This is a genomic window from Herbaspirillum sp. SJZ106 (assembly GCF_006715495.1).
Taxonomy (GTDB): Bacteria; Pseudomonadota; Gammaproteobacteria; order Burkholderiales; family Burkholderiaceae_D; genus Herbaspirillum.
Genome location: NZ_VFNI01000004.1, coordinates 254146 through 266126 on the forward strand (window position 1 = coordinate 254146; position 11981 = coordinate 266126).

At 64.7% G+C, this 11981-nt stretch carries 9 protein-coding genes; all 9 read right to left on the minus strand.

The window, feature by feature from the left end; translation table 11 throughout:
- Positions 1–1113 carry an acyltransferase gene (locus FB598_RS14310; protein WP_141915539.1) on the minus strand — a complete coding sequence of 371 codons (1113 nt, stop codon included), beginning with the start codon at positions 1111–1113 and terminating at the stop codon, positions 1–3.
- The gene (locus FB598_RS14315) at positions 1110–2552 is read right to left on the minus strand and encodes a hypothetical protein (protein WP_141915537.1); all 1443 of its coding nucleotides are present in this window, start codon (positions 2550–2552) and stop codon (positions 1110–1112) included. The genes FB598_RS14310 and FB598_RS14315 overlap by 4 nt, the downstream gene beginning before the upstream one ends.
- Entirely contained in the window at positions 2545–4977 is a 2433-nt protein-coding gene (locus tag FB598_RS14320) for a cellulase family glycosylhydrolase (protein WP_141915534.1), read from the minus strand. The genes FB598_RS14315 and FB598_RS14320 overlap by 8 nt, the downstream gene beginning before the upstream one ends.
- On the minus strand, positions 4974–6392 hold the full coding sequence (locus FB598_RS14325; protein WP_141915532.1) for an O-antigen ligase: 1419 nt from the start codon (positions 6390–6392) through the stop codon (positions 4974–4976). The genes FB598_RS14320 and FB598_RS14325 overlap by 4 nt, the downstream gene beginning before the upstream one ends.
- Positions 6376–7329: a glycosyltransferase family 2 protein gene (locus FB598_RS14330; protein ID WP_255464029.1), complete on the minus strand. Its 954-nt coding sequence runs from the start codon at positions 7327–7329 to the stop codon at positions 6376–6378. The genes FB598_RS14325 and FB598_RS14330 overlap by 17 nt, the downstream gene beginning before the upstream one ends.
- A 3-nt stretch (positions 7330–7332) precedes the next feature.
- The gene (locus FB598_RS14335; RefSeq protein ID WP_141915530.1) at positions 7333–8625 is read right to left on the minus strand and encodes a lipopolysaccharide biosynthesis protein; all 1293 of its coding nucleotides are present in this window, start codon (positions 8623–8625) and stop codon (positions 7333–7335) included.
- Positions 8598–9551 (minus strand): polysaccharide biosynthesis tyrosine autokinase, encoded by a 954-nt coding sequence (locus tag FB598_RS14340; RefSeq protein WP_141915527.1) that lies wholly within the window; start codon positions 9549–9551, stop codon positions 8598–8600. Before FB598_RS14340 ends, FB598_RS14335 begins: the two co-directional genes overlap by 28 nt.
- A gap of 11 nt (positions 9552–9562) precedes the next feature.
- Complete coding sequence (locus FB598_RS14345) at positions 9563–10894, minus strand: hypothetical protein (RefSeq protein WP_221292439.1); 1332 nt, start codon at positions 10892–10894, stop codon at positions 9563–9565.
- A gap of 110 nt (positions 10895–11004) precedes the next feature.
- Complete coding sequence (locus FB598_RS14350) at positions 11005–11796, minus strand: SLBB domain-containing protein (protein WP_141915521.1); 792 nt, start codon at positions 11794–11796, stop codon at positions 11005–11007.
- Positions 11797–11981: the final 185 nt, after the last annotated feature.

Sequence of the window (11981 nt, forward strand, 5' to 3'; positions counted from 1 at the left end):
TCAGTCGTTGACGATATGCGCGCCGAAGCGCTTGCGCAAGTTCATGAAGGGTTGCTCCAGGCCATAGTATGACGCCGTCGCCAACGCGAATGATAGTACCAGCGCCGTCAGCGCGAAACCGAGGTAGTGCGGCAGGCCGATCCGGCCGATGCCGAGGCTGCCAGGGCCCCAGAGTATTTCGCTCAAGACGATGGCGATAGGGTGGTAGAGGTAGAGTGAATAGGACCATGCCCCCAGCTTGCGGCCCGGCCTCGACTCCAGCACTGCCGTTACCGGCTGCATCGCACGGGTGAAGCAGATCGCGGTGATCAGCGGCATCAGCGCCAGTCCTTGCAGCGAATAGCGCAGCGTGTCGCGGAAATGGTCGTTGCGGATCAGGAAAGAGGCCAGCAGCATCAGCACGCAAACTACCTGCACCAGCTTGCCCGAGGAGAAACGCACCCAGCGCTGCTGCGTGTCATTGGCCAGGATCAGCGTCAGCCAGGCGCCGTAGAGGATGGAGTCGATGCGGGTGTCGGTGCCCATGTAGATGCGGTCGCTGCTGGCGCCGCTGAAATGCAGGCCGCTGCGCCACAGCAGCACCGCCAGCACGCCCAGCCCCAGCGTCAGGGAAAACGCGCGCAGCCGGGGCGCCAGCGCGGCGCACAGCAGGGGGAACAGCAGGTAGTACTGCTCTTCGATCGACAGCGACCAGAGGATGCTGAACGGGTCGAAACCGTCGCGCCCCTGGCCGAAGTGGAGGTAGATGCCGTAGTAGTTGGCGTAGTAGAACAGGGCCGAGGCGATCTTGCCCCAGGGCGTGATGCCGCCGTCGGCGTTGAAGGCCAGCGTGCCCAGCACGATCGCCATCAGCAGCGCCGGATAGAGCCGGAACGCCCGGCGCGCGTAGAAGTTGGCGATGCCGATCTGGCCCTTGGCCTGATGCTCGGCCAGCAGCAGCCGGGTGATCAGCATGCCGCTGATGAAGAAGAACAGCGTCACGCCGAAGCCGCCCGGAATCACGTGGTTGAACCCCAGGTGAGCCACCAGCACCAGCAGCACCGCGCAGGCGCGCAGGCCGTCCAGGCCGGGAATGTAGCCGTAGGCGGGCGTCGCGCCGGCCGGCGGCCTCACCGGAGATCCTCGATCTGTTGCCGGGCGCGGTTATAGCCCATCGGGTTGGCGTCGGTATAGGCGCCGCTGATGTTGTCGAAGGTGTAGTTCAGGCTTATCTGGAAATAGCTGCGGGTATAGTCGGCGCCGCCGCTGGCGCGGGTCTGCTCGCGCGAGGCGTCGGCGCGGAAGGCCAGGCGCCGGGTGATGTCGTAGTCGTAGCGCAGGCCGAGGCGCAGCAGCTTGTCCTGGCCGCTGCCGGTTCCCTGGAATGCCGTGACGCCGTTGTTGACCGTGAAGCTGTCGTATTTCTGGGATTCCAGCGACAGCAGCAGGGTGACGCGCGATTTCGGCGTGGCCTGCCAGACGTTGCGGCCCTGGATGCCGGTATTGATCACGTACAGGCGGTTATCCGCTTCCACGTTGGATTGCGGGGAATGCCAGACGCGCCCGTAGAAGGTGCTCTTGCTGGTGTAGTGCCAGTCGATCCCGAGTTCGGTCGACAGCAGTTTGCTGTTGCGCTCGGCATGGGTATTGAACTGGCGCGAGATGGTGCCGAGATGGCCGATGAAAATGGTGTTCTCGGTGTAGCGCCAGCCGGCATCGACGAAGATTTCCGAATCGGTGTAGCCGGAATCGAAATCGGCCACCTGGTTCAGGAAGGGCGTGGCGACAGCGGCGACGGGATCCGGATTGGCGACGATGCCGCGTTCCGGGAATTTCACCTTGCTTTGGCGAAAGCCGCCCGAGTAAATCGATTTCGTGCCGGAGGTATAACGCAAGGCAGCCTGCCAGGTGTTGCTGTTCATGTTGTACATCCTGGCCCGGTCCGGCACTTCATAGCTCAGCGTCTGCTGGGTGAAGGTGACCGGGAGATCGAAGCGGTCCGAGAAGCGGTAGGCGACTTCGGCCACATCTTCCCGGACGTGCGGATGTTCCGGCTCCACGTTCGAGACCAGAGCCGGATAGGAAATGGCCGTGCGGCCGCCGAAATAGTTGTACAGGCGGTCGTCGATGCGATGGCGGATGCGGCCCTTGAGCCAATTGCTGAATTCCATGGTGTATTGGGCATCCACCTGCTTCTTCGTGTAGTTCAGGCTGCTGCCGCCGCTGCCGGGAATATCGTTCGGGCTGCTGCCGTAGTCGGAAAAGCTGCTGCCATAGTGCATCTTGGAGGCCGATGCGGTCAGCTGGAAGTTGGTGCGCTGGGTCGGCAGCGGCAGGAACAGCCCGAAGCGCAGGTCGCTGGACCATGCCGTATCGGTTGTTTTAAGCGAATCGGGACTGTTGCCGGGAAACAGGAACGGGTTGTCGATCCGGTACCAGCTCACGCCCGTCTGCAATGCATATTCGGCCGTCGCATGCGCCGGCAGCGCGCCCGTTGCGGCGACCAGCGCGGCCAGCAGGCGCAGGCCGCCGGCGAGGCGGCCCGCGCGAAGCCATCCCCGTTGTTCACTCATCGGCGACCACCTCATACCAGGGGGATGCTTCGGCGGCATCGGCTTCCATCAGGACCGTCAATACCCCGCCGGCCAGCGAGACCCGGTTGGCGCCCAGCGCCGCCATGCGCTTGCCGCTGCCATCCAGCGGGTAGACGCTGGCGCGGCGCGCCTGGGTGCGCAGGCTGAGCTGTACCTGGCTGCGCTCCATCCAGACCGGACCCTCGACATCGCGGGCGCCGGAGGGACGGCCGGTGATGCCGGGGTCGGCTTCCAGCGTCATCCATTGGCTGTCGTTCTTGTAGCGCACGATTTCTTTCGGCCGCTGCGGCGCGGAGCCGGCCTGGGTGCCGGTGACGGCGGCGGCCAGGCTGACCAGCACATGGCGCGAGGCTTCCAGCTTGCGGTTGTCCAGCGAAGTGATGACGATGCTGGCAAAGCCGCGGCCCTTGCCGACCAGCGAGGCCGACACGGCGGCATCGCCGGCCTTGCGGGTTTGCAGGAAGCCGATGAAGGCGCGCATCTGGTCGGTGCGCAGTTCGATCATGCGCTGCAGCGGCGCATAGTCGAATTGGCCGTTGGGCGAGTGCAGCGTGGCGTTGGCGGCGATCGGCGTTTGTTTGCCCTGGGGCGTGCCGTTGACATCGATGGCGACCCGGGCCTGCGAGGCAAGTTCGGGAGTGACGCCGCTGGCCACGGCAAGGTGCGTGTCGAAGGCGCCGATGTCGCGCACCGAGGCGATCGCCAGCCGGGCCTGCTGCTGCAGCGGAACATTGATCTGGGTAGGCAGCGGCGCCACCAGGCCGCGGCGGAAGATCAGCGCGCTTTGGCCGGTCTGGGCGAATTTGCCCCAATCGCCGGAAAGGGTGAAGGCCGACGGCGTGTCGGACCAGTTGTCGCCGTCCATGTAATCGAAGAAGAACAGGCCGTCCCAATCCTGGGCGGCGGCGATGGCCGCCATCAGCGGTTGGATTTCGCTGCTCTGGCGGTTGGGGAAGGGCTGGTTGAATTCGGAGACGACAAACGGCTTGCGCGCATCGCGCCGCAACGACAGGCCGAGGATGCGCAGGATTTCGCCGCCGCTGGCGGCGCTGTCGCGCAAGCGCCAGTCGTAGCGATCCCAAGCCTTGCCGGGATAGTCGGGATGGTCGATGTAGAAGTGCTCGTCGATGTAGTCCATGCCGGCCTGCGAATCGAAATTGAGCACGCCGCCATAGCCCATCTGGGTGCCGGTGACCGGCACCAGCGGATCGGTCTCCTCATGCACTACGCGGCGTATGCGTTCGAAATAGGCGCGGTCGGTGTCGGCCAGGAATTGCAGGAAATCGCGCAGGCGAACGGCTTCCCCGGCATTGCTGGGGATGCCGGGATCGGTCGGGCCGAGCAGGCGGGTGGCCAGCGCGCGCAGCTTGCCGTCGAGCTTGTCGCGCCACTGGACGATCTTGCTGGCGGCATAGTCGGCATCGGTGGGTGTGAGCAGCGGCGGCGCCGCGTCGCCGGAGCAGGTTTGCCAGGCACCGCAGGCCTTGGCATAAGAGCCGTAGCGGCGCATGACCCAGGCCTGCCACTGCTTTTTCAGTTCCGGCTCATAGGCCTTGGGCACTGCGGCGCTCCATTCACGCCGCTGCCAGGCGGCCAGCAGGGAGGACTCGTTGTTGATTTCGACCATCGCCAGCGCCGGGTTGCCGCGCAGGTCCAGCGCGCGGATCAGTTGGCGCGCAAAGTCTTCCTGCAAGGCCACCATGCGCGGATAGTAGACGTGCACCGGCGCGCCCAGTTCGGTCTCTTGCGCCTTGTTGTCCAGCGGCGGCAACTGGTCGATGGCCGGGCGGAAACGATAGCCGACGTGCAGGTTCAGGTTGACATAGATGCCTTCCTGCCTGAGTACGCCGATGAAGTTGCGCAGGCGCGCCAGCGCGGTTGGGTTGAAGCTGGGATAGGGGCCGGGCGTGAGCAGGCTGCGCGGCGGATTGTCCTGGGTGCCGGGGCTGGTGTCCATGTGGTGCAGGCGCACCGCATTGAAGCCGAGCTTGCGCAGGCGCTTGGCCAGCCTGACGGCGTCGGCGTCCGACGGGAAATTGGTGGCGAAGCTCAGGTTGATGCCATACAGCCGCACGCGGGTGTCGTCGCCGCTATTGGCGCGGCCGTCGGGGCCGGCGCGGTAGAAGTGGCTGCCGCGCACGAACAGGCGCGCGGCGTTGTCCAGCGGCTGGTTCAGGGCCGACTGGTCGGGCGCACCGGACAGCGCATCCTGGTCGATACCGAAACGGTAGAACTGGATGCCGGCGTCGTTGCGCCGGAATTCCGGCATCTCGGCGGCCTGCGTATCGGCGCCGATCATGCTGGTCGGCGCCGCCACCGCCGTCATCGATGTTGTCGCCACGGTGTGCCATACCCATGCAACCAGGGCCAGCCTGGCCAGGCGTTCGATATGCGCGCGTTTCATCGGGCGGGGCCTTTCATTTCCGGATGTTTTTCTGGGGCCTGTTCCAACAGCGCCTGCTGCCGCTGCTGCGCCAGTCGCTGCCGCTCTTGTTCGGCCTGCCGGGCCAACTGCATCCGCTGCACCGTCAGGCGCGCCGAAATGGAGGTGGACGAATAGAGGAAGAAGATATTCTGGAACAGCACCCCGCGGAACACTTCGCTTTCCGAGAGGTTGCTGATCAGGATCAGGATCAGCATGGCCCAGTGGATGGCGGCTTCTTCGCGGTCGAAGGTGGTCAGCCGGATCAGGCTGATGATGTGATAGACGAACACCAGCGCCAGCAGGCACAGGCCGACGATGCCCAGTTCGTTGAAGATGTCGAGGTAGCCGTTGTGCGCCTGCAGCGGGATCCAGTGCAGGATATCGATGATCGATTGCGACGGGCTGCCTTCGCCCAGCCAGAAGGCGCCGTAGCCGATGCCGAAGATCGGATGCTTGTTGATTTCCAGCACCACCAGGCGCCAGATGTCGGTGCGGCCGGTGAGGTCGGTTGATTTGTTGAAGATCGCCGTGATCGGGGACAGCAGTTCGTCGCTGTCGGGCAGGCGGCTCTCCAGGGTATAAAACACCAACAGGGCCAGCATCGCCGCCATCGCCAGCACCAGCACGATGCGGCGGCTTTCGAACTGGCCGGTCAGGTAGCGCTTGCGCACCACCATGTAGATGGCGCTGCCCAGCGTGGCTACCAGGATGGCGGTACTGCTCTTGGCCATGATCAGGATGAAGGACGCAAACAGCATGCCGGCATAGCACAGGGCGCGCGGGAACACCTGGCCCAGGCTTTCCTTGAGCCAGAACACCACGCACAGGCCGGCGATCGCACCCAGCGTGTTCTTCTGCGTCATGATGCCGCGCCAGGCGGCGCCCAGTTCGTAATCGACGCCGATGCTGGGGATGGCCAGCGCCACCACGAAGGAGATCGCCATGAGCACCATCAGCGTGCCCAGCATGGTACGGATCAGTTGCTGCCTGCCGCCTACCGGCGGCGAAATGGCAATACCCACCAGCACCAGGCCGACGAGCTGGATGACGCGTTTGAACGTGACGACCGGGTAGGGCGACCAGAGCATCGTCAAGGCGCAATAGGCGATCATCAGGATCAGGAAGGGATTGAGATGGAGCATGTGCCGCCAGGTCCATTCCCGGTTGCGCCAGGCCAGCATGGCGCCAATGGCGAACAGCGAGCCGAACTCGATCTGGAAGATCAGGGAGCCTTCCACATAGCTGCCCGAGGGATCGGTATTGCCCCAGTTGAAGCCGGGCGGCAGCAGCGCGAACGTCATGCTCAGGACGATCAGCAGCCGCACCACGAACGGGTCGATGTTGCCGAAGGCGGAGGGGCGCGCCGTGTAGAGGGGGTCAATTGCCGTATTCATGGTAGCGGTGCCCGATCAGGGCGCTGAGTTTGCCGCACTGGGCGGATGCGGCGCGCAGCCAGCGCACGGCCTTGATCCGGGAGAACGGCAGGCAGGCAAGGCAGAGCCCGGCCGCGACAACCAACTGGACGGCGGCGCGCAGCCCCAGCCAGCCGCCGCGCCTGAAGCGCCCGAGCGGGGACAGGCGGGCGATTTCCGACAGCACATAGGTTTGCCCGAGCCGGTAGGAGCGGCGCAGCAGCCAGGGAAGATTGGCGCGCTGTAGCGGCACTTCCTCGCTGACGGTGGCTTCGTCGCACCAGACGAACACGGCGCCGTGCGCCAGCATGTCGCGAAACAGCATGGTGTCTTCCGCGCCGGTGCGGCCGAACGCCGTGTCGAATGGGCCGGCTTCCGGGGCCGGGCTGACGGCCAGCATCTTGCTGCGGCGGATCAGCACATTGCCGGTGCGGGCGTCATGCGAGGTGATGGGCGCGCCGGTGGCAAAGCGCGGGCGGTTGAAAAAACCGCCCCGGCGAATCCAGGCCGGGGTGCCCTCCAGGTAGCGCGGCAGCACCGGCGCGAACACGGCATCGGCGCCGAAGGCGCGTTGCGCCTGCACCAGTTTGCGGATCCAGCCTTCGCCGGGGGCCTCGTCGTCATCGATGAACAGGATCCATTCACCGCGTGCGGCATGGACCGCGGCATTGCGCGCGGCGGCGATGTTCGGCACCGGGACGTGCAGCGCGCGCAACGGCAGCGGCAAGCGGGCCTGCCACGCGTCCAGCACCGGGCGCGCGGATGCCTCGGGGTCGTTGTCGGCCACCACCACTTCCAGCGCCAGGCCGTCGCGGTCCTGTTCGCACAAGGCTTGCAGCAGCAGCTCCAGCAGCTGCGGCCGGCGGAAGGTGCAGATGCAGATGCTGATGTCGATCGGGGCGTTTGCCGTCATGTCCATGGCTTAAGTCCCCGCGAGGCTGGCGTTGCGGCGCACGCGCGGCAGGAAGAAGGCCCAGATCAGGATGCCATCGAAGACCTCGACCACGATCAGCGCCAGGATAGCCCCCCAGGCGCCATACAGCGGGATGAACAGCGCGGCGCACGCCAGCATGACTGCCAGGCAGGCGACGCCGCTGGCCAACAGCAGGCGATACTGGTCGTTGCTGGTGAGCAGGGAGGAGCCGATCGAGCGGGCGGCGTTGATGGCGAAATAGGCGCCCCATGCCAGCACCATGGCTTCCACGCCCTGGTATTTCGCGCCCAGCACGTGCGCCTCCAGCCAGGGAAGCGCCAGCCACAGCAGGCTGACGTACAGTATGGTCACGATTTCGATGCCGGCTACCGAGACCCAGGCCAGGCGGTCCAGGCGTTTCCAGTCGCGTGCGCAGAACAGGCGGCTGGCCATCGGCCGGGCGATGCGCGACCAGGCCATGACCGACAGCGCGATCGGCATCAGCAGCAGCCGCGAAGCATTGAGTTCGGCCGAGGCGGCCAGGCCCAGCGAGGCGGCGGCAAGATAGAGGTAGCTGTAGTTGGTGGCCCAGGCGACCAGCGCGCCGGGCAGGGCCCAGCGACCGCGCCGCCACATGTCGGCAATCGCCGCGCGCTGTTCCTGGATGGATGGCGGTGCGGCTGTAGGGCGGTTTCCGGCGTTGCGCCAGAAACCGACCGCATTGGCCAGCCCCAGCACCAGCAGGATGCCGGGCACGGTGAAGTGGCCGCTTGCCAGCAGTAGCGCCACGCCGGCTGCCACCGCCAGCGCGTAGGCCAGGTCGATGCGCAGCACGCGGCGCGGCAGGCCTTCGATGAAGTTCAGGCTGCGCTGGTATTCGCGCAGGGCGTTGGCGAAGACATAGACGGCGAAGGCGAGGCCCAGCGCGGGCAAGGATTCCGGCACGCCGGCGTAATGGCCGACAGCAATGCTGGCGAGGCCGAACAGGATGGCCAGCAGGGCGCTCAATTGCCATTGGAAACGGTGCAGGCAGGCAATCAAGTGCGCCCTCTGCGACTCGGTCTTGCCGGGGGCGATGGTTGTCAGCGGCCCGGTGATCAGCGATTCGAGGACGGTGGAAGCGAAAATGCCGGCGACGTACATTTGCGAGTACAGGCCGTAGGATTCCTTGGTCGCCAGACGGATCAGGACCAGCCCAAGGGCGAAGTTGAGGCCGCTCAGCAGCGCCTGGTCGACCAGCGACGCCAGCGAATGCCGCAGCAGCCGCTTGCCGCTTACTTCTGGCGCGGTCCGCTCAGCCATTTTTTCAGGTAATGCCAGTATTTGTTGCCATTGGCCGGTACCGTCTCGTCGGAGAACTGGTTGTAGATGGTGCCGATCACTTGCGCCCCGGCGGTGCCGATCTGGGTTTCGGCCTGGCGCAACTCCTCCAGCTGGGTGAAGTGCTGGCGGCCGACCAGCAGGCAGGCGCCGACCTGCTGGACGATGGTTTGCGCATCCGACGAAGCGGCGGCGGCCGGGGTGTCGACGATGATGACGTCGATATCCGCTGCCAGCTTGTCGATCAGGTTGCCCAGGGCCGGCTGCAGCAGGATTTCCAGCGGATTGGGCGGCGTCGGGCCGGCGCAGAGGACGCGCAGGTGCGGAAATCCCGGCGCATTCTGGCCATGGCTCAGTTGGGAGCGGCCCGCCAGGACGGTCGAGAGTCCATCCTTGTTGTCCAGGCAGAACAGTTCGTGCTGGCGTGGCGCGCGCAGGTTGGCGTCGATCAGCAAGGTGCGCTTGCCCATTTGCGAGAACGCCAGGGCCAGGCTGGCGGCCAGGTAGCTTTTGCCTTCCTTTTCGTTCGGGCTGACCAGCGCGAAGGCGATCTTTTCCTTGCCATCCGGACCGGCCAGGCGGATCGACAATTCGGCGCGGATCTGGCGGATGGCTTCGGCTTCCATGCCGAAGGGAGCGTGGGCGATCGCCAGCGACTTGTCGAGGTTGTCGCGCGGCAGCAGGGCGGTGGCGTAGTTGAACTGTTCCGACAGCACCATCTGCACGTTCTGTTCGGTCAGGTAGTTCAGGCGCACGGCCGCTTCGCCGAAGCGGATGCCGGCCGAGTTTTGCAGCTCGACCACGCGGGCGACCTGTTCCTCGGTGAGCAGGCCGGCGGTGATGAAGCGCGCGCCCATCTTGTCGCTCGGTCCCGTGGTTTGTTGCGCGGCTTGAGAGGTATCGTTCATGGAAGACCTTCTTATTGGAAGCCGATATGGCCGATGACCGGAACGCGCAGGCTGCGGGCCAGGTCGTCGCGGCAGCGCAGGCGGCGGGTGCTCAATTCGAGCAGCAGGGCCAGGCATAGCCCGATGCCCAGGCCGGCCACGATGCTGGCGGCGATATTTTTGAGCAGCAGGGGTTTTGAGTGGGTGCTGGGCGCTTCCGCCACGCGCAGCACATTCAGGTCCGGCGTGCTGATATTGCTGGCCATGAGGATCTCATCGTATTTCTGCAAGGCGGTGTTGTAGACGCGTTCGACGCTCTCCAGCTGGCGCTGGTACGAGGTGATGGTGTCGCGGTGCTGCTTTTGCTCCAGCAGTTTGGCTTTCTGCGCTTCCACCTGGGCCTTGAGCGTTTGCTCTTGCATTTGCAGGCGGCGCGTGTCGATCTGCTGAGCTTCTACCGCGCCCCTGGATTCGCGGTTGATGCGGGCCATCAGCTCATTGCGTTCGGCCAGCAGCGCCAGCGTCTTGGGGTGCTTGCCGCCCAGGACTTCCTGCACTTCGGCCAGGCGGCGGTCGGCGTCGCTCAGCTTGGATTTCATATCGTTGATGTTGGTGCGCTCGGCGACCTCGGGCAGGTCGTCGACCTTGACGCCGCTCTTGAGCAGGCCTTGCGTTGCCTTGTTGCGCGCCGCGGCTTCCTGCTGCGCATTCTGGACCGCGATCAGCGACGTCATCAGGTCGCCGAGCTGGCGCGATTCGAGGTCGTTGCGCTCATTGGGATCGATGATGCCGACTTCCTGCTGGTACTTGGTCAGCTTTTGCTGGATGGAATCGGCTTCTTTGCGCAAGTGTTCAAGCTGGGCGTTGTATTGCTCGCGGCGCGAGCGCGCCGAGCTGGAGGCGATTTGCTGGCTCAGTTCGATATAGGCGTTGACCACGGCGTTGGCCAGGTCGCGGGCCTGTTCGGGGGTGCCGGCGGAGTAGTCGACTTCGATCACGCGGCTGGAGCGGCGCGTCACCACCTGGGTATCTTCGTTGATGCGCTTGACCAGTTGGGAATGCGCGCGCGCGTCGCCATGCTGCTTTGCTCTTTCCTGGTACTGGGCGGTACGCTCCAGACCCAGCGAGTCGATCACCTTTTCGGCGACCGCCTGGCTGCGGATCATGTCGAATTGCGTCTGCATGTAGCTCTCGTCCATGATGGGCGAGAACAAGCGGCCATTGATCGGATCGTTGGTCTTGTAGTCGATGAAGACGTCCGAGGAGGCGGTATACGTCTTGGGCATCATCAGCGTGATGGCCGTGGTGGCGATGACCACCACGGCCAGCGTCTTGAAAATGGTACCGCGTGCGGCGGAGATCATCGCGGCAAGCTGGTTTGAGCTTAAGCCGGTTTCAGGTGTCTGCGCGTTCACAGTGAAGCCTTGTCGTTGTGATAGGTGGGGCGGGTGGTCATGCGCTATTGCGTCGTGTGCTAGAACAGGCTCTCGTCGACAAAGACAACGTCGCCCGGTTGTACCGGATCGGTCAGCGCGGCCTTGGTCGATTGGATGCCCTTGTCAGGGACTTCCCGGTTGATAAAGATACGGCGCTTGGAGGCGCGCTGGGTCATGCCGCCGCCAAGGGAGATGGCGCGCATGACGTTCATCTCCGGTTCCATGGGATAGGCGCCGGGGCGGTTGACCTCGCCATGGATGTAGAACTGTTTTTTCTTGTTGACGTAGATGACGTCGCCGGGCCGCATCTCGACATCCAGCGTCTTGCGGTCGGTGACGCCGGTTTCGCCCAGGAGGATGGGAATGCGCAGGTCGGATTCGCTTTTCTTGGGATCGTTGTCGCGGCGCAGCAGGGTGACGGTCTGGTCGGCATTCTGCGTCAGGCCGCCGGCGATGGCGATCAGCTCAAGCACACTGAGATGGCCCGGAATAGGATAACGGCCGGGACGGCTGACTTCACCCAGAACGGAAACCATCTGGCTGCGCATCTGGACGATTTCCACCGACACTTCCGGGTTCTTCAGGAAGTCGCCGTCGCGCAAGGCGCGGGCGATCTTCTTTCCGATCTCGCTGGTGGTCAGGCCGTTGACGTCAACGCCGCCGATCAGCGGCAAGGTCAGGATGCCCTTGTCATTGACGCCGACTTCAGCAGACAGGTCGGGTTGGCCGAATACGGTCACGCGCAGCACGTCGCCGGGGCCGGTACGGGCATCGGTGACGGTCGAGGAGGGAAGCCCCAGTGTGGAAAGCGTGCCAGGCGGCGCCGACATGAGTTCCCCGGTTTTGGTGGGATCGGAGGGAACCTGGGCAAAGCTGGCAAAGCTGAGAGAGAACAGCAGAAGCGTTGCGATTAGCCATTGGATGAAGTGATGGCGCAAATTGAACTCCCGTGAGTGAATTCTGAATAATTGGAGGCTATTTTCTCGCGATTTTTCTTGTTCTCATCTCAGTCAAT

Coding starts and splice junctions, on each gene's coding strand:
- FB598_RS14330 (WP_255464029.1), bottom strand. CDS start 7,329: ATGGACATGACGGCAAACGCCCCGATCGACATCAGCATCTGCATCTGC.
- FB598_RS14315 (WP_141915537.1), bottom strand. CDS start 2,552: ATGAGTGAACAACGGGGATGGCTTCGCGCGGGCCGCCTCGCCGGCGGC.
- FB598_RS14350 (WP_141915521.1), bottom strand. CDS start 11,796: ATGTCGGCGCCGCCTGGCACGCTTTCCACACTGGGGCTTCCCTCCTCG.
- FB598_RS14345 (WP_221292439.1), bottom strand. CDS start 10,894: ATGATCTCCGCCGCACGCGGTACCATTTTCAAGACGCTGGCCGTGGTG.
- FB598_RS14325 (WP_141915532.1), bottom strand. CDS start 6,392: ATGAATACGGCAATTGACCCCCTCTACACGGCGCGCCCCTCCGCCTTC.
- FB598_RS14340 (WP_141915527.1), bottom strand. CDS start 9,551: ATGAACGATACCTCTCAAGCCGCGCAACAAACCACGGGACCGAGCGAC.
- FB598_RS14320 (WP_141915534.1), bottom strand. CDS start 4,977: ATGAAACGCGCGCATATCGAACGCCTGGCCAGGCTGGCCCTGGTTGCA.
- FB598_RS14335 (WP_141915530.1), bottom strand. CDS start 8,625: ATGGCTGAGCGGACCGCGCCAGAAGTAAGCGGCAAGCGGCTGCTGCGG.